Below are 22,978 nucleotides of genomic sequence, written 5' to 3' on the forward strand. Positions count from 1 at the left end.
GAGCGGGCGATACGGTCATGTCCGCCAGAAACAAGTACCGTATTAATTTCTGCTTATCCATTACCCAGCGTCGTCAGCTGCTACACACGAAAGGGTGAGAACCCCCTTGGACACCGCCGCTCATCACGCCACCTCCCCCGAGGATACGGCTACGAGCACCGTCTCCCCGGACCACGTCGTAGAGGTCGCCATGAGGGCCTTCGCTGAGCGCGGTTTCGACGACACGAAGCTCGACGCTATTTCGCGCGAATCCGGCCTGTCGAAGCGCATGATCCACTACCACTTCGGCGACAAGCGGGGCCTGTACCAGCAGTGCCTGCGCACCGCGGCCAACCTGCTTCAGGTCCCGGAGGGCGAACTCCAGCTCGATACCGACGTCCCCGTCGAAGGCGTCTCCGCCCTCATTAACGCGATGTGGGACCGCTTCGTCGCCCACCCGGTCTGCCTGCGCCTGCTGGTCATGGAGAATTACCGGGCGGTGTTTGACCCGGCGGAGGCCTCGCCGATCGAGTCCGTCGCCCCGATGACGCTCTACCTCGACCGCTTGTTGCTGCTCGGCCAGGACTCTGGAGCTTTCCGGCCGTGCATTTCCGCGCAGGATATCTTCGCGCTGATCTGCGCGATCGTGTTCTTCCGCAGCACCAACCACGCCCCCATGCTCAACCTCTACGGCATTGACCTCACCAACGCCGCGAATACGGAGGGAATGCGGCGGCTGGTCATCGACGCGGTCCTCGCGTTCCTCACCGCCCAGATCCCCGACGACGGTCACCCCACCTACCTCACCGCTGAGGCAGAGGATTCCGACCGCCGAAGCGAGAAGGGCGCGGCCAGCAACCTCTACGACGACGACTCCGCGCTCAACGACGTTCTCTTCATCGACGAATAGGCCGCCCGGCTAGGCGGAGCGCTTCCCGCGCTCCTCAATAATCTCCGGCTTGGCGTTGCCGCGCACGACCTCCGCGGTGATGATGACCTCTGTGGCGTCCTCCCGGTCGGGGATCTCGTACATGACCGGCACGAGAATCTCCTCCATGATGGCGCGCAAGCCGCGTGCGCCCGTCCCGCGCGTCAGGGCGGCCTCGGCGATGACCTCCAGCGCCTCCTCGTTGATCGTCAGCTGGACGCCGTCCATGTCAAACAGCCGCTCATACTGACGGACCAGGGCGTTCTTAGGTTCCGTGAGGACCCGCACGAGGGAGTCACGGTCGAGATTCTCCACCGTCGCCACGACGGGCAGCCGGCCAATGAACTCCGGGATGAGACCGAACTTCACTAGGTCCTCGGGCAGCGCCTGGGAGAGCAGGTTGCTGCTTTCCTTATCCTCGGCGCGGGTGAGCTCCGCCCCGAAGCCAAGCCCCTTCTTCCCCACGCGGTCCGCGACCACCTTCTCCAGCCCGGAGAACGCGCCGGCGACGATGAAGAGAACGTTCGAGGTATCGAACTGGATGAACTCCTGGTTGGGGTGCTTGCGCCCGCCCTGAGGCGGGACGGCCGCCACCGTGCCCTCAAGGATTTTCAGCAGGGCCTGCTGCACACCCTCACCCGACACGTCGCGGGTTATGGACGGGTTGTCCGACTTCCGGGAGATTTTATCCACTTCATCGACGTAGATGATGCCGCGCTGGGCCCGCTCAACGTCGAAGTCGGCTGCTTGGAGGAGCTTGAGCAGAATGTTCTCGACGTCCTCGCCGACGTAACCGGCCTCGGTGAGACTGGTGGCATCGGCGATCGCGAAGGGAACGTCGAGCATCCGCGCCAGCGTCTGAGCCAGATAGGTCTTGCCGGACCCGGTCGGCCCCAACAGCAGGATGTTGGACTTGGCCAACTCCACGTCGTCGTCCTTGCGGTGGCGCGCCGTGGAGCCCGTTCGCCGCTCAGCGTGGATACGCTTGTAGTGGTTATACACCGCCACGGAGAGCACCCGCTTCGCGTTGTCTTGGCCGATGACGTATTGGTCCAAGAAGGCAGCGATGTGCGACGGGCGCGGCAGCTTCGACGCCTCCGGGCCCAGGTCCACTCCGGGTTGGCCGAGCTCTTCTTCGATGATCTCGTTGCACAGCTCGATGCACTCGTCACAGATGTACACTCCGCCGCCGGCGATGAGCTTCTTCACCTGCTTCTGGCTCTTGCCGCAGAAAGAACATTTGAGCAGGTCGGCGCTTTCTTGCATGTGTGCCATAGAGGTCAGCGATCTCTTTTCCGCAATTGAGGGTGGAAAGGATTGACTCCCTACCTTAGTAGCCACGTCAAACACGCGCCCCACGGACGCCTCCTACCCCCACTTTTGGTGACCGCAGTCACGCTGAGGCCGTCGAAAGGGGTCAGTCATTAGAGTCAGGAACCAGACTGCCCATCGATTGAAAGGCCGGGACATGACGCTCTTCCCCTTCCGCCGCGCCCTCGGTGCGCTGGCCACCGTTGCCGCCGCAACCGCCCTCGTTTCCTGCACCTCCGGCTCTGATGAGCCGGCCGCCGCCCCGCCCGCGGCGTCGGAAGGCGTCGACGCCCGCGGCCCCATCACCTTCGCCATGGGCGCGAACGACATCGCCAAGCTGGAACCCGTCGTCGACGCGTGGAACGCTGAGCACCCCGAGGAAGTTGTCACCATCAAGGAGCTGCCCCAGGAGGCTGACGCCCAGCGGGAGATCCTCGTGCAATCCCTGCAGGCCGGCTCGGGCGACTACGACGTCATGGCGCTCGACGTGGTGTGGACCGCGGACTTCGCCGCCAATCAGTTCCTCGCCCCGCTCACCGAGGACCTCGCCGTCGACACCGAGGGCTTGCTCGACGCGACCGTCGAATCCGCCACCTACCGTGACACCCTCTACGCCCTGCCGCAGAACACCAACGGCCAGCTGCTCTTCCGCAACACGGAGATCATGCCCGAGGCCCCGGAGAACTTCGCGGACCTGGCACAGTCCTGCTCCGCGGCCGAGGCCGCCGGCGTTGGCTGCCTCACGACCCAGCTCAAGCAGTACGAGGGCCTCACCGTCAACACCGTCGGCTTCATCGAGGGCTGGGGTGGTAGCGTCCTCGGCGACGACGGCGCCGTGACCGTCGACTCCCCCGAGGCCCAGGAGGGACTGCAGGCGCTGGTCGACGCCTACGCCGACGGAGTCATCACCCCGGAGTCCACCGCCGCCACCGAGGAGGAGACCAACCAGGCCTTCACGCAAGGCGAGACCGCCTACGCCATCAACTGGCCGTACATGTACACGACCTCGCAGGACGACGCGTCGAAGGTGGCCGGCAAGGTGGAAGTCTCCCCGCTGGTAGGCAAGGACGGCGTGGGCGTATCCACGCTCGGTGGCTACAACAACGCCATCAACGCGTTCTCCGAGAATAAGGCGACTGCCCGGGATTTCATCCAGTTCATCGTCAGTGAGGATGTCCAGCGCGGCTTCGCCGAGGAGTCCTTCCCACCGGTGCTCGCCTCCCTCTACGAGGACGAGAAGCTCGTCGAACAATTCCCCTACCTGCCCGCGCTGAAGGAGTCGCTGGACAACGCCGCGCCGCGCCCCGTCACCCCCTTCTACACGGCCCTGTCCAAGGCGATCCAGGACAACGCCGCCGCCGCACTGTCCGGCAGCGTCAGCGTCGATGAGGCGAGCAGCAACATGAAGGCCGCCATCGAGGCCGCTTCTAATTAACTAGGAACTCGACCGCACCTACCGCTCGCCACCTCAAACCGGTAGGTGCCGTTGTGCGTCCAGGAGATGTACATGCTCACTAAAGCCCAACAAACGAAACGCGCGGTGCTACTTCTTGCCCCCGCGCTTAGTGTCCTCGCCATCGTCATCGGCTACCCGGTGATCCGGGCGATCGTACTGTCCTTCCAGGCTGGGCGTCGCCTCGATCCCGCCACCGGAGTCTTCGTCAACGGCGGGTTCGGCGGTTTCCAGCATTACCTGACCTGGCTGTCGCAGCGATGCATGACCCCCTCCGGCGAGGTGGGGGTGTGCCCACCCGGGACCCTACCCACCGACTTCTGGCCCGCGGTCGGCAATACCGTGTTCTTCGCCGTAACCAGCGTCGGCCTGGAAACGCTGCTGGGTCTGCTCATGGCGCTGATTATGGCCGGCGACTACCGAGGCCGCGGCCTCGTGCGCGCCGCCGTACTTATCCCCTGGGCCATCCCCACGGCCGTGACCGCCAAACTGTGGCAGTTCATGTTCGCCCCGCAGGGGATCGTGAACTCGCTGCTGGGGGCGAACATTATGTGGACAACGGACCCGTGGGCGGCCCGCTTCGCCGTCGTCATCGCCGACGTCTGGAAAACCGCTCCCTTCATGGCCCTACTCATTCTGGCCGGGCTGCAAATGATCCCCAAGGACACCTACGAAGCCGCCCGAGTGGACGGGGCCTCGCGGTGGCAGCAGTTTTGGCTAATCACCCTCCCCCTGGTCAAGCCGGCGTTGATGGTGGCTGTACTGTTTCGCACGCTCGACGCGCTACGTATGTATGACCTGCCGGTCATCATGATCTCGGCATCGTCGAACGCCCCCACAGCGGTCATCAGCCAGCTCGTCGTGGAGGACATGCGCCAGGGCAACTTCAGCTCCGCTTCGGCACTGTCCACGCTCATCTTCCTCTTTATCTTCCTCGTGGCGTTCCTGCTTATTCGCTTCCTCGGCGCCGACGTCACCGGCCGCGCCGAACAACGCGCAGAGCGTCGAGCCGCCCGTCGTCGTCACCGCGCCCAGCAACCGGAGGTATCCCGATGAGAAAGTCCCGCACCGAGACGATCCTGCACTACGTTGGTGTCGCCTTCATCCTCCTGTGGGGACTAGCCCCCTTCTACTGGATGCTCGTGGTGGCCTTCCGTGATCCCACCTTCACCTTTGACACCACGTTGTGGCCGACGCACGTCACCTTGGATAACTTCCGGGAGGCGATCGCCACCGACCGCGGCAACAACTTCTTGCGAGCCATCGCCAACTCGCTCATCATTTCCCTGACGACGACGGCGATTGCGGTGGTCATCGGCGTCGGCGCCGGCTATGCCCTGGCCCGATTCCGTTTCCCCGGTAAAGGCGTGGTCACAGCGATCATTCTGGCCGCCTCAATGTTCCCCAGCATCGCTTTGGTCACCCCGCTGTTCCAGCTGTTCAGCGAGATCGGGTGGATCGGCAGCTACCAGGCGATGGTGATCCCCAACATTTCGTTTGTGCTGCCGCTGACCATCTACACCCTCATATCGTTCTTCCAGCAACTGCCCTGGGATCTGGAGGAGGCGGCGCGCGTCGACGGGGCCACCCGCGGGCAGGCCTTCCGTCTCATCATGATGCCGCTGGCTATGCCGGCGCTATTCACGACGGCGATCCTCGCGTTCATCGCCGCGTGGAATGAGTACATGCTCGCCCAGCAGCTGTCGACCACCGCCACCGAGCCGGTGACGGTGGCCATCGCCCGTTTCGCCGGGCCGAGTTCCTTCCAATACCCCTACGCCGCCACCATGGCGGCCGGCGCCTTGGTCACCGTTCCGCTGATCCTCATGGTCCTGGCGTTCCAAAAGCGCATCGTCGCCGGGCTGACGGCCGGAGGCGTCAAGGGCTAGAAGCGGTCCGGCTCCTCGCCGAGCTGGAAGGACCGCCCGGAGACCACCTCCGGGGTGACCTCCACGAAGTTGTACTTCTGGGTGGGCAGCCACGGCTTGAGGGGGAAATCTTCGGCAGCGATGGCTTCGCCGTCGGAGAGGACTCGCGCCTCGCCCTTGATGACGACGGACCAGGCGGTCTGCGCATCGAGGTCGACGCTGTCGGCCTCGAAAAGAACGCGGCGGTTGAGGGTGACGCTGAAGAGCTTGGTGCCCTCGGCGGTGCGGAAGTAGACCTTGCCGTTGTTGACGATGTAGTTGACGGGGAAGAGGTCAATGTCGTCGGTGCGCCGCACCACCAGGCGGCCGAAGCTCGAGGAGGCCAGCAGCTCCAGGGATTCTTCGCGGTTTAGCTCTTGAATGTATTCAGTATTAGCGGACATGCTCACCATTGTGTCAGGATTTCTTTTCGCTTGCACCCTCCCTTTCCAGGGCGGTCGCGCCTTCGCGCTCACGGTGCGCGCCTTTCGGCCATGGGGTGGATCTCGGGCGCCGCCCACCCCTGGAATACAGTGGATATAACAAGTCTTTCCCTGCAACCTGGAGGTTCCCGTGCCATCCACCATCATTCTCGACTGCGACCCCGGGCACGACGACGCCGTCGCCATCCTCCTCGCCGCCGGCAATCCGGAGATCGACCTGGCAGGCATCACCACGGTGGGTGGTAACCACACCATCGACAAGGTGACCCACAACGCTCAGGTCATCGCCACCATCGCCGGCCTCGATGTCCCCATTTACCCCGGCGCCACCCGGCCGCTGGTCCGCCCCGTCGAGGTCGCCGACGCCGTCCACGGCGATACCGGCATGGAGATCCACAACTTCGAGTTGCCGGAACCCACCGTGGCAACCGAGGCCACCCACGCCGTCGATTTCATCATCGACACGATCATGACCCGCGATCCCCACACCGTTACCCTTGTGCCCACGGGTCCGCTGACTAACATCGCCCTCGCTGTGCGCAAGGAGCCTCGTATCGCCGAGCGGGTCAAGGAAGTTGTGCTCATGGGCGGCGGCTACCACGTGGGCAACTGGTCGGCGGTCGCCGAGTTCAACATCAAGATCGACCCGGAGGCGGCGCACATCGTGTTCCACGAGCCCTGGCCGCTGACGATGGTCGGGTTGGATCTCACTCACCAGGCGCTGGCCACTCCCGCCGTCGAGCGCCGCCTGGCCGAGCTCGGTACAACGACCGCCGATCTCGTCGTCGCCCTCTTCGACGCCTTCCGCACCAACTACCGGGACAACCAAGGCTTCGACAATCCGCCGGTCCACGATCCCTGCGCGGTCGCCTACGTCATCGACAACACCGTGATGAGCACCCGGCGGGTGCCGCTCGACGTCGAGCTCCACGGCGGCATCACGACGGGCATGACGGTGGCCGACTTCCGCTTCCCGGCACCGCCAGACTGCCGCACCCAGGTGGCAGTCGATCTCGATGTGGAGAAGTTCTGGGGTCTCGTCGTCGACGCCGTCGAGCGCCTCGGCTAGGGCCGGGACGCTACGCCCCCGGATTGCGGTGCGCGTTCGAGAAACCGTGCCGGTGACGCCGGACGAGCAGCTCCAGATAGTCCTCCCCGGCACCGGCCTCGATGAGATTGAGGATCCGATCATGCTCCGCCACGGAGATCGACGCCTGCGCCGGCAGCTTGCCGACGATCGTTTCGCGAAAGTATTCCAGGCGGTTGAACTCGTCGACGACCAGGTCACGTAGGCGTCGGTTGGGACAGCGCCGGCACAGCACACGATGGAACCGGTCGTTGAGGGCCGCCATTTCGGCGGCGTCGCCTCCGTCGAGCAGGGCACGCATCCGCTCGTTAATCTCCCGGGCCTCGGCGAGGTCCTCCGGCTTGAGATGCGCCGCGGAAGCCGCCGTCGCCCGCCCCTCTAGCAGGGCCTGGGTCTCCATGGCGTCGAAGTAGTCGCTGCGGTCCCGGGTGGACACCCGGGCGCCGACGTTCCTTTCGTACGTCACATACTCTTCCGCCTCCAGCTGGCGGATTGCCTCCCGGACCGGCACCGGCGACATGCCTAGTTCCTCCGCGATGGCGGCCAGGACGAGCCGGTGGCCAGGGGCGTATTCCCGCGAGTGGATCTTGGAAAGTAGGTGCTCATAGGCGCGCGCGGCCTTGCTGGGGGTGGGGTGAGTGCTCATGGCCGGCGCTCCTGGTTCATACCTTCTGTTATCTCATGTGGCGCCAGAAAAGGCTTATCGTATATGATCCCTGAGGTTGCACAATCAGTGCCGACGATCTCGACCAGGAGTTACCCCCATGACCCACTCCCCCAGCAGTACGAAATACCGCGCCGAACAGCGAAGAGTCATTGCTGGCACCACCATCGGTACCGCCATCGAGTGGTACGATTTTTTCCTCTACGCACAGGTCGCCGGGATCGTATTCAATACGATCATGTTCAGCGAGGACATGCCTGCCGGGGTTCGCACCATCATCGCCTTCCTCACCGTCGGCATCTCCTTCCTCTTCCGCCCGCTCGGCGCCTTCCTCGCCGGTCACTTCGCTGACCGCCTCGGCCGCCGCGTCGTACTCATGATCACGCTTATGACCATGGGTCTGGCCACCACGCTCATCGGCCTGCTACCGACCTACGAAACGATCGGCATCGGCGCTCCGATCCTGCTGCTGGCGCTGCGCATCATCCAAGGCATCTCCGCCGGCGGCGAGTGGGGCTCCGCTGTTCTCCTCGCCGTCGAACACGCCCCGGCTCACCGACGCGGCCTTTTTGGCGCCGGGCCGCAGATCGGTACCCCGGCCGGACTGCTGCTCGCCTCGGGTGCGATGACCATCATGAACCTCATTGCCCCCGGCGATGCGTTCGTCGAATGGGGTTGGCGCGTGCCCTTCCTCTTCTCCTTCGTGCTCGTCCTCGTCGGCGTCTTCATTCGCCACGGTGTAGAGGAATCCCCCATCTACGCTGAGATGACCGACCGGCCCGACGTCGTCAAGGATCCCCGTCCCGTCGCCACCCTCTTTGGCCGCTACGGCGCCGTCCTCGTCGCCGCCGCCTTCATCATTGCCGGTAACGGCGCTGTGGGATACATGACCGTCGGCGGCTTTATCCAAGCCCACGCCATCCAGCCCGAAGGCCTGGCAATGGACCGTGGCCAGGTCCTCGCCGCCGTCACCCTGTCCGCCTTCACCTGGCTGATGACGACCCTGGCCACCGGCTGGTTCTCTGACCTATTTGGGCGACGAAACGTCACCATCGTCGGCTTCCTCGTCCAGGCCATCGGCGTCGTCGCCCTGTTCCCCCTCGTCGACACCGGCTCGCTGCGCTGGCTCACCGTCGCCCTCGTCTTCCTCACCTTGGGGTTGGGCATGACCTACGGCCAGCTGTCTTCGCTGTACGCCGAGGTCTTCCCCGCATCGATCCGCGGCTCCGGTACCTCTATCACCTACGCCGTGGGCTCCATCCTCGGCGGTGCCTTCGCCCCCATGATCGCCGCTGCCCTCGTCAACGCCACCGGCGGTACCCGCGCCGTGACTGCCTACCTCCTCGGCATGACCTTCCTGGGACTTATCGGTGCGACGGTCCTTCGCGACCGCACCCGCATCCCCTTAGGCTCCGACTACGAAGCCATCCAACGCGGCAGCCACTTCCTGTGGCAGCCGGACTGGCGCCCCGCCGCCGCCCAGCTCGCGGCGGAGCTCGACGAGAAGAACAAGGTCCTCGTCGGCGACCGAGCCTAAGGAGCATCACCGCGCGGGTGAATAAAATACCGGTGGCCCGGCACGCACCTGTGTTAGCTTCGAACCTCGACGCCGCAGCGCACGAGAGCCCTCACATCCTCGGCGTCTGAGATCCCCCGTTCGACGTTTCTGCGCTGCTCCGGAGCCCCGGAAAGCTGGCTAGCAGGAATCCACCGAGAGAAAGTTCCTGATGGATATCCGAAGCCGCATCGATTCCTCCCCCATGTCCACCCGCCAATGGCTCATCATCGCCGTCGCTGCCTTCGTCAACGCCCTCGACGGATATGACATCGTAGCCATGGCCTTTAGCTCCACAGCCGTGGTCGAAGAATTTGGTCTCAGCGGGACCCACCTCGGCTGGCTTCTGTCCTCAGCGCTGGTCAGTATCGGCGTCGGCTCCGTGGCACTGGCGCCACTCGCTGACCGTTTCGGCCGCCGACGCTTGGTCCTCATCTCCCTAACGCTCACCCTGGCAGGTCTTCTGCTCACCGCTGTTGCGTCCTCGACAGCCGCGCTCTTCGCCTACCGACTGCTCACTGGCGTCGGCGTCGGCGGCATTCTCACGTGCATGACCGTTGTCGCCAGCGAATACTCAAACCGCCGCTACCGCGGCCTGGCCGTCGCCATCTACGCTTCCGGCTACGGGCTTGGCGCTACCCTCTGCGGCCTCATCGCTGCCCGCTTCATCCCCCGCTTCGGCTGGGAGGCGGTCTTTTACTCCGGGGCATTGCTCACGCTGGCGGCCATGATCCTCGTCGCCCTTGTTATGCCGGCCTCCCCGGCCTCACTTATCGCAAACGGTCAGGAAAGCGACGCGACGGCACCACTCACCACCCCGACGCGCTCGGCCGCCTCCTCACCTGCTGCCATTCTCACGCCACAATTCCGCCGAACCACCCTGCTGCTGTGGCTCGGGTTCGCCGTCATCACCTTCGCCTTCAACTTCGCCAACCAATGGACTCCCAAGCTGCTCACCGAAGCAGGCCTATCCGCTCAGCAAGGAATCCTCGGCGGCATCATGCTCAGCTTTGGCGGCACCCTCGGCTCTCTCATCTTCGGCGCGTTGACGATCCGATTCAGCGCCCGCACCGTGCTCTTCTCCTACGCACTCGCCGGTGCGGGAATGCTCGTGGCCTTCATCTCCACGGCCGGAACATCGGTGCTCATGTTCGCCGCCGGAGTGGCGGTGGGAATGCTCCTGAACGGCTGCGTCACCGGAATGTACACCGTCACGCCGCTCGCTTACCCCGAAAACTTGCGGGCGACGGGTGTGGGTACCGCAATTGGTATCTCCCGGGCCGGAGCTATCCTTGGCCCAGTTCTCGTAGGGTATCTCGTCGATGCCGGATGGAGCCCGGCCGCGCTCTACGGTGGAGCATCCACCGTGTTGCTCCTCGCCGCCGCAGCCGCCTTCGCCCTACCGGCACCATTCTCCGCGGCCACAACTCCGGCAGCGAAGCGTGCTGATTCTTCGGTCCTCGTCGGCTAAAAGCGCAGCTGAGTGAGGGCCTTTCCGGTTCTGTGCCCACCTGCTCGCCGCGATGCCTCATCAGAGCGCAGGGCGCTGCTAGGTGCTTGGGGGCTTACTGGTTAGATCTTGTTGGGATACGTGCCGTTCGGGTCATCCGGATCCTCATAAATCCACTCCCCAATCACCCCAGGCAACACCTTGCGCGGCTCACCCAACAACGCCAACCGATTCGCATCCCGCTCCACCTCAGTAATCATGATCTTCGGCGGACGCTTCTTACGCCCCTGCCCACGACCCGCGCCGGCGCCGGCGCCCATGCCACCAAACATGGGTGAAGAAGACTGTGAGGCCGGGGAGGCTGATGCCGGGGACCCGGATAGCGACGAGCCACCCGGGCCAGCAGGAGCACCGTACCCGGAACCGCCCGAAGAATACGGGGCAGACGGGGCGCGCCCCGACCCCACACCACGGCTAGTGCCATCAAGCGACGCCCACGACCCACCAGCCCGACCGGCGGCACCTTTAGCAGCAGCGCCGCCGCCGGCACCACTGGCGCCTCTTACCCTGGTCACCCCACGACCAATCACACCCGTACCATCCGTCAACGGCCCACCCACACGAGGAACACCACTCGTTAGCATCCTCGCCGCCGGAGACAACCCACCAGCATCAATACTGCGCCCATTGACCAACACCCCACCCGGCGAAGTCATCGACGCGCCGTGTCCCGTGGTGGCCGCTGGGGTGGTCGTGGCCGTGACCGGGGCGGGTGGGTCCCACACAGACACTGTTGACGGATGCGTCCCCAACACCTCCGGGGTAACAAGCCCCGCATTATCGCCGAGCCCTGCGTGGCGGGCCATCTCCCTACTAATCGCATTCACCCCCGCCACCTTCTCAGGGTGAGCATCAGCAAAACCCAACACCGCATCCACCAATCCCTGCGGAGCGAGAAACCTCGTGCCATCAAACCCCACCCCAGCCCCATCAGCACTCGTAAACGACGTTGTCGGGGACGGCATGCTCGACCACACCGGAGAGGTGAGACTTATCACCCTCGGGGTGATCGCTGACAGGGTTGCCTGGGTGGTCACCGCATTATGTGCCAGTGCGACTCGTTCGATCATGTCCGCAACCCCAGCGGCCTCCGGGCCACCGGCGGCCATAGCCGTCAGCTCTGCCTTCAGTGCTTGCATGGCTGTGAGGTTGGCTAGACGTGCTGGCTCTAGCTCGGCGAGGGTGGTTTCAAAGTGAGTGGCGTTGGTAGCAATCGTTGTGCTCGCTGTGGCGGAGCGTTGGAGGCGGTTGATGATCGCATCGGTGGTCTCGCCGTAGTTGTTGGCGCCGATGTAGTTGGAGACGTCGATGAGGCCTTCACCGATGTTGGTAGCTGCCAGGGTGATGTCCGCCCAGATGGGTAGCGATTGGGCAACCGCGCCAGCATTCGACGCGGCCAAGGCGGCAATCAACTGATCGAGGCTGGCGGCGGGGGTGACGAGTACTTCTTGGTGGTGCATGCCCGCCACCTGCTCTAGCCCGCCGTGGGTGAAAGAACCCAGGGTGGCAGTACCAGCATCGCCGGTGTCTGCTCTGCGCAGGATACGGGCGAAGAGGTCGTCTTGGTCTTCGTAAGCACGACGGGTGGTGATGAGATCGTCGGCGAGGGCTGATAATTCTTGAGCTACCTGGTTCATGACCATCTGTGCGGACCCGGGTGCGGTGTTCAGCGATAGGCCGTGGATGGTGCCGAGTTGGTCGTAACCCGAGGCGGTGGAGTAGGTCGAATTGATCGAGGCAAATCGTGCGTTTGTGGAGGTTCGCTCAGCAAACGGGATGTTGCCGTCAACTCCTCGGGCTGCGGCGTTGAATGATTCGGGTTCGATGATGAAGTTCATTTCTGCTCCCTGAGCTCGTTGTAGAGGCGGTAAAAGCTCTTGGTTGCGACCTCACAAAGCTCATCACCAGAGAAAACCCCGAGACGACTGCTAGCGTTCACCACAAATAGTCCACGCTTAGTATCAACAGACAGACCGCATTCCTCTTCGTTCCTGAGGACAAGAACTCCTGGAACGTCCTCGAGAAAGTCATCGCTGGTAAATTCTGGATGAGCCAAAAATTGCTGATTTAAAGTCGGTCCGGCCGTCATGCTTTGAACAATCCTACTTACCGGATATTCCTTGCCATCCGTTAGTTTCTTGCTGACGGGGCCCGAGCATCCATTCATACCGAAGGACGTGCCGCCTGACCTTGTGCCTCGTTTCATGCCGATGTCTTCGAGGATCTCTTCGGGGATTTCGTTGCAGGGGTCGATCCATTCTGGGTCTGGGGCGTTGGGGTCGCGTGGGCCGAGTTCGACGAATTCGCCGCTGAGGTAGAACCCTGGTGGCAGCTCGGTGTTGGTGACTCTGGTGTAGGACGCGTTTGAACAGCTAGAAAGCGGCAGCAGGGACGCTGCCAACAGGACACCGAAAACTCGTCGGCGTAGTCGTCGGCCTTGCTGCCATGAAGCAGTGCTGCCTGGTCGTGGCATGGTCATTGGTGCTGTCATAATTTCCCCCGGGTGAGTATGGTTGGCACACTCTCTTAGACTCGCTTCGCTCCCGATCGGTTCCCGCCTCGTGGAGTTTCCGCCGTACAGCTACTGCGAGCTAGAAACCATTATCGCACCTAGGCTGCTTCGCCGCTGAGTAACTCGATCACTCGGCCGGGGATCCGCGGGGCGGCACCCCTTGTGGTGGCTACACGTGTAGCCGGTGGATTTCGCCCTTCGCTGTCACCGAAAACCCAGTGCTGCGCCAGGCGATGCTCCCGGTGAGCGTGAAGGGCGAATCGCACCCCGTCAGACCCCAATGCCAGGTCCCCAGCCCGAGCACGTCGCATTCGCCACCATCCCGGGCCGCAACCCAAAGCCACACCGCCCGCTATGCTCCGCATAGTCACTCACAGGAACTACCCAGCACGCAGCGAGGATCAGCGGATCCATAAGGCTACGGCAATAGTGGCTACACGTGTAGCCGGCGGATTTCGCCCTTCGCTGTCACCGAAGACCCAGTGCTGCGCCAGGCGATACTCCCGGTGAGCCTGAAGGGCGAATCGCACCCCGCCAGACCCCAATGCCAGGCTCCAGCCCGGCCCCTTCCCCCTACGCTCGGCATAGTCTCTCGTTGGAATCGCCCAGCCGGCTGCAGCGCCATCGGATCCATAAGGCCACGGCAATAGTGGCTACGGCAATAGTGGCTACGGCAATAGTGGCTACACGTGTAGCCGCTCACCCCTCTCGGAGCAATGACACTCAGCCATCCTGCGGGCAAGGAGCCGAACCGGCTTCTGTATCAAACACAAATCCACGAAACCCAACTGCGATTACCTCGGAGCACACACCACACACCGCCCCAAACATGATCCAGCCTTCGAGGCATCCTATGCGCCTCACCCCTTATGCGGACTCGGGGCCCCAAGGCGCTACCTCACTCTGCCTATTCGTTGAGGTAATACGCCAAAGCGTCCGGATGTTGCGCCAGCGGCGTAAGTGTGTGAGCCAGGAAGGCAAACATCGGGCTGCCTTCGAGAATGGAATGCAAGCGGTCGAGATCGTCGGTGTCATAGATCGAGTACTGGGATCGTTCACCAACGACTTGCCACAGCGCTTTAATGACACCCGTATGTTGGAGGTTTGTCACATAGTCGCGTTCGCGTTGAAGAAAATCGGCGCGGATTTCCGGGTCCATGTCGGCGGGCAGAGCCACGTCGGTTCGGATGAGAAACAGCATTGAATTCCTTTCCGAGGATCGCTCGACGCCGCCGCGGGCGTCGCCGAGCGACACGGACGGCGACGCCCCCTCAGTGCTATAAGCAGTTACCCGCGCAGCTTGCGGTACTCGTAGACCTGGTCCACGATGCCGTATTCCACGGCTTCCTCCGCGGTGAGGATCTTGTCGCGGTCGGTGTCTTCGCGAACCTGCTCCGCGGTGCGATTGGTGTGCTTTGCCAGCGTGGTTTCCATCAGCCGGCGCATACGTTCAATTTCCTTAGCCTGGATTTCCAGGTCAGAGACCTGGCCCTGGGTGCCCTGAGTGGCGGGCTGGTGAATGAGCACGCGGCTGTTGGGCAGCACGCCTCGCTTGCCGGGGGCGCCGGCGGCGAGCAGCACAGCTGCGGCAGAGGCGGCCTGGCCCAGGCAGACGGTCTGGACATCGGGCCGCACGTACTGCATGGTGTCGTAGATCGCCATGAGTGCGGTGAAGGACCCGCCCGGGGAGTTGATGTACATGGTGATGTCACGGTCCGGGTCCTGGGACTCCAGAACCAGCAGCTGGGCCATGATGTCATTGGCCGACGTGTCGTCCACCTGGGTGCCCAGGAAGATGATGCGCTCTTCGAAGAGCTTCGAGTACGGGTTCGTTTCCTTGGTGCCGTAGCTGGAGTGCTCGATAAAGGACGGCAGAACGTAACGGGACTGCGGAAGTGCAAAGTTGTTCATCGTGAAAGTCCTCCCCTGATGCTAGTTAGTGATCTGGCCGTTGCTGGCGTGGGTAATGACGTGGTCGACGATGCCGTATTCCTTTGCCTCGGCGGCGGTGAACCAGCGGTCGCGGTCGGAGTCCTTCGTAATCTGTTCGAAGGTCTGCCCGGTGTGTTCCGCAATGAGCTGGGCCATCTCTCGCTTCGTCTGGGCGAATTGCTCAGCCTGGATGGAGATGTCCGCCGCAGTACCGCCGATGCCGGCGGAGGGCTGGTGCATCATGATGCGGGCGTGGGGAAGGGCGAAGCGCTTGCCCTTCGTGCCGCCGGACAGCAGGAACTGCCCCATGGAGGCCGCCAGTCCCATGCCGTAGGTGGCGATGTCGCAGGGCGAGTACTTCATGGTGTCGTAAATCGCCATGCCGGCGGTCACCGATCCGCCGGGAGAGTTGATGTAGAGCGAGATGTCCCGGGTCGGGTCTTCGGCGCTGAGGAGCAGGATCTGTGCGCACAGCTTGTTGGCGATGTCGTCGTCGACCTGCTGGCCCAGGAAAATGATGCGCTCGCGCAGGAGGCGCTCATATACCGAGTCGCCGAGGTTCATTCCGCCGGGTGCGGACATGGTGAGCTTGTCAGTCATGAAAAAGCCACTCCTTAGATATCTGTTGTGGTCACCTCATCGGCTACCACCCTACTAGCCGGGTTGCTTCATCCACCGCCGTGTTCGCTGAGAGCGTTGCCGAAGCTCCGCAGCAGCCGGACAGCGGCATCAACGCGGCCCCGCAGCGGCCCCACGACGGCGACGAAAGGCATGAAAAGGCCGTGAAAGGTATAGCAAGGCCCTCCCCACTATCTCGCGGGGAGGGCTCGCACGAAGGCTAGGTGTTAGGCCTCGGCCTCGTCGGTCTTGTCTTCCTCATCCTCACCGAAGAACTCGGACGGATCGATGGAGTTGCCGTCCTCATCCTTGACGGTGACGCGGCAGATCGCGGCGGCGAGGGCCTTGCCGCGGCGGACGTCGGCGAAGAGGTTACCGAGCTGACCAGCCTGCTGCAGCTGCTGGACGAACTGGTTCGGGTCCATGCCGTAGGAGCTGGCGGTGAACAGGATCTGATCCGACAGCTCCTGCTGGGTGACCTGCGGGTTCTCCTGGTCGGCCACGGCGTCGAGGAAGAGCTGAGTGCGCACGGACTCCTCGGCCTGCTGACGGGTCTGGGCGTCGAACTCCTCGCGGGTGGTGCCCTGGGCTTCCAGGATCTTGGCGAAGACGGTCTCATCGTGGGCGAGCTGACCCATGAGGGCGTGCAGCTGCTGGTGGGCCTGCTCCTCCACCACGGACTCCGGCAGGGAGAACTCGGTGGCCTCGAGGGCCTTCTTGAGCACCTCGTCGCGAATGGCGGTGGCCTGGGTGGTCTTGGCGGCCTCGGCGAGCTTCTCGCGGGTGGAGTTGCGCAGCTCCTCGATGCTGTCGAACTCGCTGGCCTCCTGGGCGAACTCATCGGTGAGTTCGGGAAGGACCCGCTCCTTTACCTGGTGGACGTGGACCTTCACGTTCATGACCGGGTCATCCTCAGCCGGCCCTTGATGGGACTCGAACTGGGCATCGTCGCCGGCCTTGAGACCGATGAGGGCCTCATCCAGGCCCGGAACCATGTCGTCGGTGCCCACCGTGTAGGACAGGCCTTCGGCGGTGGCGTAGTCGATGACCTCGCCGTCCTCTTCGCCTTCGATATCGATGATGGCGACGTCGCCGTCGGCCAGCTCACGATCGGTGTCCTTGAGCTCCGCGAAGCGGCGCTGCAGGTCCTCAAGGTCGGCGTCGACCGCGGCGTCTTCGATCTTGATGGCCGGGACGGTGACCTCGAAGGTGGAGAAGTCCGGGACCTCGATCTCCGGGCGGACGTCCACCTCGGCCTCGAACTCGACGAACTCCTTGTCTTCGATCTTCTTAATATCGACCTGCGGCTGGCCGATGACCTTCAGCTCGTTTTCCTCGCAGGCCTGCTGATACTTCACGGGCAGCATATCGTTAATGACCTGCTCGAGGATCGGACCACGGCCAAAGCGCGCGTCGATCAGCTGCCGCGGGGCCTTGCCCTTGCGGAAGCCCGGGATGCTCACCTGCGAGGCGATCGCATGGTACGCGTTGTCGATCTCAGTGCTGAGTTCGTCAAAGGGAACAACAACGTTCAGCTTGACGCGGGTGTCGCTGAGCTTCTCGACGGAAGTCTTCACGCTTTAGTCTCCTGTGTCATCAAAGTCTGTGTCAGTAATTATTGTGAGTGCTGGTACCCGGCTTACCCGGGTACCGCCACGTCGGGGCGACAGGATTTGAACCTGCGACCCCCTGCTCCCAAAGCAGGTGCGCTACCAAGCTGCGCCACGCCCCGTGTGAATTTCTCTGGACGAATCCAACGCCATGCAGTCTAGCCGGACGCGTTCATAGCCGGCGGCATCGGGGGCGGTTATTCCGCTCCCCGGTCGACGCCGACCCGGCGCGCGACGCGCCCGAGCCTAGAAGCAGCTAGGCAGCGTCGGTGGGAAGTACCAGGCACGTACCGCGGGTGGGATGCTTGGTGACGATGACCGCCTGGCGATAGACCTCACTGACGCGCTGCGAGGTCAGCACGTCGTCCGGCCGACCGTCGGCGACGAGGCGCCCGGCAGCCATCATGACGATGCGGTCCGCGTAGGCCGCAGCCAGGTTAAGGTCGTGAACCACCACGATGACGGTGGCGCCAGCGTCGCGCAGTGCCCGAGCCTGCCCCATAACCAGCTCCTGGTGGCGCAGGTCCAACGCCGCGGTGGGTTCATCCAAGAAGACGACGGGCGTGGTTTGGGCCAGGACACGAGCGAAGGCTACGCGAGCCATTTCACCGCCGGAGAGGGTTTGAACGTCGCGTCGCCGAAACGCCACCATCTCGGCGGCGGTGAGGGCGTCGTTGATGATGACCTTGTCCTCATCGGGTGAGGTGGTATGCGCGAGCCGTGCCAGTTCGACGACTTCCTCGACCGCGTAGCTGAAGCGGACGATGTGGTCCTGCGGAAGCACTGCTCGACGCGTCGCGAGCTCTTTTGCCTTATACGAGCGGACGTCACGGCCATCGAGGGTGACCTCGCCGCTAGTAGCCGGCTGGTCTCCTGACAAGACGCTGAAGAGCGTTGACTTGCCAGCACCGTTGGGACCGACGAGGGCAGTCATCTCGCCGGGGCGGAATTCGACATTCATACCGGCGATGATGGTGCGGCCGCCGAGTACGACGTCGACGTCGCGGGCGCTGAGCACCGTCTGGTTGTTGGGCGGGGTCATGAACGTGCCTTTCCGCTGCGGTACAGCAGCCAGAGGAAGAACGGGCCGCCAACCATGCCGGTGAACAGGCCGATGGGAACCTCCGAGGGAGGATTCGCTATTCGAGCGCCGATGTCGGCGGCGACGAGCATGAAGGCGCCGCCGACGAGGCTGATCGGCAGGAGCCACCGGTGCCCCGGGCCCACCACGGTGCGGACGATGTGCGGAACCACGAGGCCGACGAAACCAATGGATCCCGATGCCGCGACGGCGGCGGCCACAACCACGGCGGTGGACACCACGAGCAGGATGCGTGTCCGCCCGATATTGAGGCCGACGTGGTGAGCCTGCTTCTCGCCGAGTGAGAGCACGTCGAGCGCTTTGGCCAGGCTGAGCATGATTGCCGTTCCGACGACGAAGAAGGGAAGAGACACCGCGACGGTCTCCCAGCTGGCGCGGTTGAGCGAACCCATGGACCAGAACACGGCCGTTTCCAGCTCCGTGGAGTCCGCGAGGTAGGTAAAGAAGCCATTGATCGAGCCGGTGATGGCGGTGATCGCGATGCCCACCAGCAACAGCTGAGCCGTTCCGCACCTACTACCGGGGCGGGCCAGCACGTAGATCAGAGCCGTTGTTCCCGTGCCAAAGAAGAAGCTCATCAAGGGGACGGTCCAGGTGCCAAAGGTGGTCAGCCCGAGCACGATGGCCATGATGGCACCAAGCGACGCGCCGGAGGACACGCCAACGATGCCGGGATCGGCAAGCGGGTTTCCGAACAACCCCTGCAAAGCGGCGCCGGCGACGGCCAGTGATGCTCCTACGATCGCCGCCTGGAGGACGCGAGGGATGCGCAGTTCCCACACCACGTGCACGTGAGTGGCTGCCACGGTATCCGGGTGGACGACCGCGGCTAGCACCTCCGCCGGGGATAGCCGAAGAGGGCCGAGCCCGATGGCGAGGACCATGAGGACGGTGAGCACGACCGTGAGCACCGTAAAGACCACCTGACCAGGCGGGCGGGAGACGGTGAACCGGCGATCATTGTCCGTGGTGGTCCGGGCGTCGTCGACGCCTGATGATGGCGGGGCGGGGGGTTGGTTGGGGGTGGAGGTGGCGACTGTACTCACGAGGGTCCTAGGAGGTGGTTTAAGGGGTGCTGCTCACTACAAGGTGCGCTCGACGGTGTTAGAACGCGTCCGGGTACATGGTTTCTGCCAGGGCCGCGGCACCGTCGACGGCACTGAGCCCGCCGATGCGGATGGCGCTATTGGGCAGCACGAGCAGCGACTTAGAGGCAGCAGCCGGGGTGGCAGCCAGACCAGGAACCTTCTCCCAGATGCCTTCCTCGCCACCGAGGCCTTCCAGTTCCGTGTCGGCAACGACGATGAGGTCCGGCTGAGCGGCGGCGACGCCTTCCGGGGTCAGCGCCGAGAAGCGCTTGATGCCGGCTTCGGCACCGGCGTTGATGCCGCCGGCGGCCTTAATAATGAAGTCAGCCGGGGTCTGGGTGCCGCCGCCGGAGATGTTGCCGCCGGCGCCGCTCGTAGAGACCACGAGGACGCGCTGGCGATCTGCTTCGGGGACGTCGGCAACGGCCGCGGAGATGCGATCGAAGCTGGCGCGGATGTCCTTAGCCATCGCCTCACCATCGGACTTCACGCCGAAGACGGTGGCGACATTGGCGACGATGTCGGCGGGGTGCTGGTCCCGGTCAATGAGGGTGGCGGGGATACCGGCAGCTTGCAGGCCCTTGACGATCTCCTCGTGACGACGGTTGGTCGCCACCACCAAGTCCGGGTTGAGCGCGATGACGCCCTCAACGGTCAACGATCCCTTTCCGGCGGTATTCACACCCTCAGCCTTGGGCGCCAGCTCCGGCACGTCGGAGGACTTGGGAATGAAGGCGATGCGATCCGCCACGCCGAGGGCATCGGCGATCTCGATGACCGAGTCTTCCAGGGCGAAGATCTTCTGGGGATTATCGACGGTGATCTCCGCTCCGTCGTCACCGGTGAACGTGATCGGTTCCGCGGCGGCGTTGGTCGCTTCGGCGGAGCTGCTGGCGCCGGAGGTGGTGTTCTCGGAATCAGACGTGGCCGGGTTGCAGGCGGTGAGCAGTGCGACGCAGGCCAGGGTGGCGATGGCGGTGACACGGCGGCGGTGGATCATGGGATCTCCTTAACGTAGGCGAGGCTTACAAAAGGTTAGCCTGTCCTTAAATTAGCGTGGGTGGGGTCAAATCACCAACCTCACCACGCGCCGATCCCCCTAGCCCACATCGGCAACAAAAACGCCGCCGATCTTTCGACCGGCGGCGCTGTCACATGGAGGGGATGACGGGAATCGAACCCGCGTCTTCAGCTTGGAAGGCTGAGGTATTAGCCACTATACGACATCCCCAGAGCCTGCTTCGAGGCACTGACGTTGAGCGTACCCGAAACCCGCCAGGGCGCCCAAACCACGAAGCACACGGCGGGTATCACCGGTTTGGGTACGATGTTTTCCAAGAAACCCCTAACCGACCTCGGTCGAGAAAGCAGACACGTCCTGTCATGGGAGCACTTCTCCTCATCCTCGTTGTGGTCGTCGCCGCGGTGGTCGTCGCCGTCGGCGTGTCCCAGTCCAACAAGAAGAAAGCGGCCGTGCTGGAGCAACAGCGCGCCCACGACGCGCAGGTCGACGCCGAGCGCTGGACCCAACGCCTCGGCAGCCAGGTATTGAGCATCTCCGGAACCGACGTCGCCTCCACCCAGGCCATGGCCGACGCTTCCGAGCGTTTCACCGCCGCAAACGGCGCTCTCTCCACAGCCCGCACCACCAAGGAATTCCTGGCGGCCCGCGAGTCGGCCCTCGAGGGCCTTCATTATGTCAATGCCGCCCGTGAAATCATGGGCATGCCCGCCGGTCCCGCCCTCCCCGAGCTGGAAGGTCAACGCCGTGCCGGCAAGGTGACCGAACAACGCACTATCGAGCACGACGGGCAGACCATCACCGCCTCCCCGCACGCCACCAACGCCGCGCCTCACTACTATCCCGGCGGTACCGTTGCGGGCCGGCCGGTCCCCGCCGGGTGGTATTCCTCCCCGTGGTGGGCCGACGCTTTGTCCACCGGCTTGTGGTCGGTGACCTCAATGATGCTGTTCTCCTCTATGTTCTCTGGCATGTCCGGCGTGCCCAGTGCCGAGGCATTCGAGGCTGGTTACGCGGAGGGCCTGGCCGACGCCGGTCAGGACGCCGACGCCGTCGATGCTGCCGACACTGATTCGGGTGACGCGGGTGACGCTGGTGACGCGGGCATGGACAGCGGGGACGGCGACGGCGGCGGGTTCTTCGACGGCCTCTTCGGTGGAGATGGTGGCGACGGCGGCGGGTTCGACTTCGATTTCGACTTCTAAATAAATTCTCACCCTCGCTTCATCACCTCTTCATCCAGGGCGCACACACTGGAAATCATGAAACGAGTGACGGAGCGCATCACGGCGGTGTGGCTGATTGCCGGCTTGTTGCTCGGCACCGTGACGTGCATCTTCTGGGCCGTCCGCACGATCGACGCCTACGCCCGCGTCGAAGAACGGGTCTCTGAGGTGACATGGCTGGCCCGCCACAGCCCCGGGAAGGACGTCCATAGCGTCGTCGAAGCCTACCTGAGCAGCCACGTTCCCAATTCGGATGAGCTCCTCGCAGGAATGATCGACGGCGAGGTCATCCATATGACGGGCGCCGGCCTGGAGTACCCGCCCCCGCCCTCGACGTTGCTTCACGTGGAACGGGTGGCCGTGGTCGCGTCGGATGGTTCCCGCGGTGAGATCCTCGCCGGTGTGGACATGGAGCACCAGGCACAAAAAGATCGCCTAGCGCTGGCGGCGCTGGCGATCATCGTGGTGTTGGTGGCCGGCACGCTCACATGCGCGCTGGCGGCAGGTGCCGGGACAGGATCCCGGGACGAGTAGGTCTCGGTCCGCTTAAGCCTCAGGCGCGACGGGCGGCTCCGGCGGAACGCCGGTCTCTTCGAAGGCCGAGAGGATGTCGATGCGCCGCTGGTGGCGCTCCTCCTCCGACCATTCCTGCTCAACGAAAGCATCGACGATGGCCAGCACTTCGTCAATGTCGTGCATCCGGCCACCGATAGCGATGAGCTGGGCGTTGTTGTGCTCACGGGCCAGGCGGGCAGTATCGACGTTCCAGGCCAGGCCGCACCGAGCGCCCTTGACCTTATTCACAGCAATCTGCTCGCCGTTGCCGGAACCGCCGAGCACAATGCCCAGCGAGCCCTCGTCGGCAAGGGTCCGCAGAGCGGCGTCGATGCAGACGGCCGGGTAATCGTCGGAGGGATCGTATTCATAAGCTCCGCAGTCAACGGGCTCGTGGCCTTCACGGTCAAGGTGCTCGATGATGGCATTCTTGGTTTCGAATCCGGCGTGATCCGCCGCAAGGTAAACGCGCATGCT

At 63.9% G+C, this 22,978-nt stretch carries 22 protein-coding genes and 2 tRNA genes; 9 read left to right on the forward strand and 15 right to left on the reverse strand.

Features of this window, described 5'->3' with window-relative positions; translation table 11 throughout:
* The first annotated feature begins 94 nt into the window (after positions 1-94).
* Positions 95-889 carry a TetR/AcrR family transcriptional regulator gene (locus CUTER_RS08190; RefSeq protein ID WP_144412291.1) on the forward strand — a complete coding sequence of 265 codons (795 nt, stop codon included), beginning with the start codon at positions 95-97 and terminating at the stop codon, positions 887-889.
* A gap of 9 nt (positions 890-898) precedes the next feature.
* On the opposite strand, the gene clpX is transcribed toward CUTER_RS08190, so the two are convergent.
* Positions 899-2,182, reverse strand: coding sequence for an ATP-dependent Clp protease ATP-binding subunit ClpX (gene clpX / locus CUTER_RS08195; protein WP_047260021.1), 1,284 nt, complete (start codon positions 2,180-2,182; stop codon positions 899-901).
* A 193-nt stretch (positions 2,183-2,375) separates the two neighbouring features.
* Between clpX and CUTER_RS08200 the strand changes: the two genes are divergently transcribed.
* The 3 genes from CUTER_RS08200 to CUTER_RS08210 all read left to right on the forward strand — a co-directional run bounded on the left by CUTER_RS08200 (position 2,376) and on the right by CUTER_RS08210 (position 5,560).
* A complete protein-coding gene (locus CUTER_RS08200; protein ID WP_047260022.1) occupies positions 2,376-3,653 on the forward strand; it encodes an ABC transporter substrate-binding protein in 1,278 nt (425 codons plus the stop codon).
* 72 nt (positions 3,654-3,725) lie between these two features.
* The gene (locus CUTER_RS08205) at positions 3,726-4,727 is read left to right on the forward strand and encodes a carbohydrate ABC transporter permease (RefSeq protein WP_047260716.1); all 1,002 of its coding nucleotides are present in this window, start codon (positions 3,726-3,728) and stop codon (positions 4,725-4,727) included.
* Positions 4,724-5,560 (forward strand): carbohydrate ABC transporter permease, encoded by an 837-nt coding sequence (locus CUTER_RS08210; protein WP_047260023.1) that lies wholly within the window; start codon positions 4,724-4,726, stop codon positions 5,558-5,560. The genes CUTER_RS08205 and CUTER_RS08210 overlap by 4 nt, the downstream gene beginning before the upstream one ends.
* Here CUTER_RS08210 and CUTER_RS08215 read toward each other — a convergent pair.
* Positions 5,557-5,982: a pyridoxamine 5'-phosphate oxidase family protein gene (locus tag CUTER_RS08215; RefSeq protein ID WP_047260717.1), complete on the reverse strand. Its 426-nt coding sequence runs from the start codon at positions 5,980-5,982 to the stop codon at positions 5,557-5,559. The genes CUTER_RS08210 and CUTER_RS08215 overlap by 4 nt on opposite strands.
* A 169-nt stretch (positions 5,983-6,151) precedes the next feature.
* Here CUTER_RS08215 and uriH point away from each other — a divergent pair, with 169 nt between their 5' ends.
* Positions 6,152-7,090, forward strand: a complete 939-nt coding sequence (gene uriH / locus CUTER_RS08220; protein WP_047260024.1) for a uridine-preferring nucleoside hydrolase UriH — start codon at positions 6,152-6,154, stop codon at positions 7,088-7,090.
* A 10-nt stretch (positions 7,091-7,100) separates the two neighbouring features.
* Here the strand turns inward: uriH and CUTER_RS08225 are convergent, their stop codons facing one another.
* Positions 7,101-7,754: a GntR family transcriptional regulator gene (locus CUTER_RS08225; RefSeq protein WP_047260025.1), complete on the reverse strand. Its 654-nt coding sequence runs from the start codon at positions 7,752-7,754 to the stop codon at positions 7,101-7,103.
* 118 nt (positions 7,755-7,872) lie between these two features.
* Between CUTER_RS08225 and CUTER_RS08230 the strand changes: the two genes are divergently transcribed.
* On the forward strand, positions 7,873-9,309 hold the full coding sequence (locus CUTER_RS08230) for an MFS transporter (RefSeq protein WP_082121322.1): 1,437 nt from the start codon (positions 7,873-7,875) through the stop codon (positions 9,307-9,309).
* A gap of 190 nt (positions 9,310-9,499) precedes the next feature.
* Complete coding sequence (locus CUTER_RS08235) at positions 9,500-10,798, forward strand: MFS transporter (RefSeq protein ID WP_047260026.1); 1,299 nt, start codon at positions 9,500-9,502, stop codon at positions 10,796-10,798.
* Positions 10,799-10,899: 101 nt separating this feature from the next.
* Here CUTER_RS08235 and CUTER_RS08240 read toward each other — a convergent pair whose 3' ends face one another.
* The 11 genes from CUTER_RS08240 to CUTER_RS08290 form a co-directional block, all read right to left on the reverse strand.
* Positions 10,900-12,675 carry a hypothetical protein gene (locus CUTER_RS08240; protein WP_047260027.1) on the reverse strand — a complete coding sequence of 592 codons (1,776 nt, stop codon included), beginning with the start codon at positions 12,673-12,675 and terminating at the stop codon, positions 10,900-10,902.
* The gene (locus CUTER_RS11365; protein ID WP_082121323.1) at positions 12,672-13,328 is read right to left on the reverse strand and encodes a DUF3558 family protein; all 657 of its coding nucleotides are present in this window, start codon (positions 13,326-13,328) and stop codon (positions 12,672-12,674) included. Before CUTER_RS11365 ends, CUTER_RS08240 begins: the two co-directional genes overlap by 4 nt.
* Before the next feature lie 928 nt (positions 13,329-14,256).
* Positions 14,257-14,550, reverse strand: a complete 294-nt coding sequence (locus CUTER_RS08250; RefSeq protein WP_047260029.1) for a muconolactone Delta-isomerase — start codon at positions 14,548-14,550, stop codon at positions 14,257-14,259.
* Between the two features lie 86 nt (positions 14,551-14,636).
* Positions 14,637-15,260: an ATP-dependent Clp protease proteolytic subunit gene (locus CUTER_RS08255; RefSeq protein ID WP_047260030.1), complete on the reverse strand. Its 624-nt coding sequence runs from the start codon at positions 15,258-15,260 to the stop codon at positions 14,637-14,639.
* Positions 15,261-15,281: 21 nt separating this feature from the next.
* Positions 15,282-15,881 carry an ATP-dependent Clp protease proteolytic subunit gene (locus CUTER_RS08260; RefSeq protein ID WP_047260031.1) on the reverse strand — a complete coding sequence of 200 codons (600 nt, stop codon included), beginning with the start codon at positions 15,879-15,881 and terminating at the stop codon, positions 15,282-15,284.
* A gap of 245 nt (positions 15,882-16,126) precedes the next feature.
* A complete protein-coding gene (gene tig / locus CUTER_RS08265) occupies positions 16,127-17,476 on the reverse strand; it encodes a trigger factor (RefSeq protein ID WP_047260032.1) in 1,350 nt (449 codons plus the stop codon).
* Positions 17,477-17,557: 81 nt separating this feature from the next.
* Positions 17,558-17,631 (reverse strand) — tRNA-Pro (locus tag CUTER_RS08270).
* Between the two features lie 134 nt (positions 17,632-17,765).
* On the reverse strand, positions 17,766-18,551 hold the full coding sequence (locus CUTER_RS08275) for a heme ABC transporter ATP-binding protein (protein ID WP_082121324.1): 786 nt from the start codon (positions 18,549-18,551) through the stop codon (positions 17,766-17,768).
* A complete protein-coding gene (locus tag CUTER_RS08280; protein WP_201775031.1) occupies positions 18,548-19,657 on the reverse strand; it encodes a FecCD family ABC transporter permease in 1,110 nt (369 codons plus the stop codon). The genes CUTER_RS08275 and CUTER_RS08280 overlap by 4 nt, the downstream gene beginning before the upstream one ends.
* A 58-nt stretch (positions 19,658-19,715) precedes the next feature.
* A complete protein-coding gene (locus CUTER_RS08285; RefSeq protein WP_047260033.1) occupies positions 19,716-20,699 on the reverse strand; it encodes an ABC transporter substrate-binding protein in 984 nt (327 codons plus the stop codon).
* A gap of 156 nt (positions 20,700-20,855) precedes the next feature.
* Positions 20,856-20,930: transfer RNA gene (locus CUTER_RS08290), tRNA-Gly, on the reverse strand.
* A gap of 152 nt (positions 20,931-21,082) precedes the next feature.
* Between CUTER_RS08290 and CUTER_RS08295 the strand changes: the two genes are divergently transcribed.
* A complete protein-coding gene (locus CUTER_RS08295; RefSeq protein WP_047260034.1) occupies positions 21,083-21,925 on the forward strand; it encodes a hypothetical protein in 843 nt (280 codons plus the stop codon).
* Positions 21,926-21,982: 57 nt separating this feature from the next.
* Positions 21,983-22,480, forward strand: coding sequence for a hypothetical protein (locus tag CUTER_RS08300; RefSeq protein ID WP_144412292.1), 498 nt, complete (start codon positions 21,983-21,985; stop codon positions 22,478-22,480).
* Between the two features lie 12 nt (positions 22,481-22,492).
* Here the strand turns inward: CUTER_RS08300 and CUTER_RS08305 are convergent, their stop codons facing one another.
* Positions 22,493-22,975, reverse strand: a complete 483-nt coding sequence (locus CUTER_RS08305; protein ID WP_047260036.1) for a ribose-5-phosphate isomerase — start codon at positions 22,973-22,975, stop codon at positions 22,493-22,495.
* Positions 22,976-22,978 lie beyond the last annotated feature (3 nt).

Origin of the sequence: Corynebacterium uterequi (assembly GCF_001021065.1) — a bacterium.
Lineage (GTDB): Bacteria > Actinomycetota > Actinomycetes > Mycobacteriales > Mycobacteriaceae > Corynebacterium > Corynebacterium uterequi.

Bases quoted from the DNA above. Each gene is read 5' to 3' on its own strand.
- clpX (WP_047260021.1), bottom strand. From the start codon at position 2,182: ATGGCACACATGCAAGAAAGCGCCGACCTGCTCAAATGTTCTTTCTGC.
- CUTER_RS08200 (WP_047260022.1), top strand. From the start codon at position 2,376: ATGACGCTCTTCCCCTTCCGCCGCGCCCTCGGTGCGCTGGCCACCGTT.
- CUTER_RS08205 (WP_047260716.1), top strand. From the start codon at position 3,726: ATGCTCACTAAAGCCCAACAAACGAAACGCGCGGTGCTACTTCTTGCC.
- CUTER_RS08210 (WP_047260023.1), top strand. From the start codon at position 4,724: ATGAGAAAGTCCCGCACCGAGACGATCCTGCACTACGTTGGTGTCGCC.
- CUTER_RS08215 (WP_047260717.1), bottom strand. From the start codon at position 5,982: ATGTCCGCTAATACTGAATACATTCAAGAGCTAAACCGCGAAGAATCC.
- CUTER_RS08225 (WP_047260025.1), bottom strand. From the start codon at position 7,754: ATGAGCACTCACCCCACCCCCAGCAAGGCCGCGCGCGCCTATGAGCAC.
- CUTER_RS08230 (WP_082121322.1), top strand. From the start codon at position 7,873: ATGACCCACTCCCCCAGCAGTACGAAATACCGCGCCGAACAGCGAAGA.
- CUTER_RS08235 (WP_047260026.1), top strand. From the start codon at position 9,500: ATGGATATCCGAAGCCGCATCGATTCCTCCCCCATGTCCACCCGCCAA.
- CUTER_RS08240 (WP_047260027.1), bottom strand. From the start codon at position 12,675: ATGAACTTCATCATCGAACCCGAATCATTCAACGCCGCAGCCCGAGGA.
- CUTER_RS11365 (WP_082121323.1), bottom strand. From the start codon at position 13,328: ATGACAGCACCAATGACCATGCCACGACCAGGCAGCACTGCTTCATGG.
- CUTER_RS08250 (WP_047260029.1), bottom strand. From the start codon at position 14,550: ATGCTGTTTCTCATCCGAACCGACGTGGCTCTGCCCGCCGACATGGAC.
- CUTER_RS08255 (WP_047260030.1), bottom strand. From the start codon at position 15,260: ATGAACAACTTTGCACTTCCGCAGTCCCGTTACGTTCTGCCGTCCTTT.
- CUTER_RS08260 (WP_047260031.1), bottom strand. From the start codon at position 15,881: ATGACTGACAAGCTCACCATGTCCGCACCCGGCGGAATGAACCTCGGC.
- CUTER_RS08275 (WP_082121324.1), bottom strand. From the start codon at position 18,551: ATGACCCCGCCCAACAACCAGACGGTGCTCAGCGCCCGCGACGTCGAC.
- CUTER_RS08285 (WP_047260033.1), bottom strand. From the start codon at position 20,699: ATGATCCACCGCCGCCGTGTCACCGCCATCGCCACCCTGGCCTGCGTC.
- CUTER_RS08295 (WP_047260034.1), top strand. From the start codon at position 21,083: ATGGGAGCACTTCTCCTCATCCTCGTTGTGGTCGTCGCCGCGGTGGTC.
- CUTER_RS08300 (WP_144412292.1), top strand. From the start codon at position 21,983: ATGAAACGAGTGACGGAGCGCATCACGGCGGTGTGGCTGATTGCCGGC.
- CUTER_RS08305 (WP_047260036.1), bottom strand. From the start codon at position 22,975: ATGCGCGTTTACCTTGCGGCGGATCACGCCGGATTCGAAACCAAGAAT.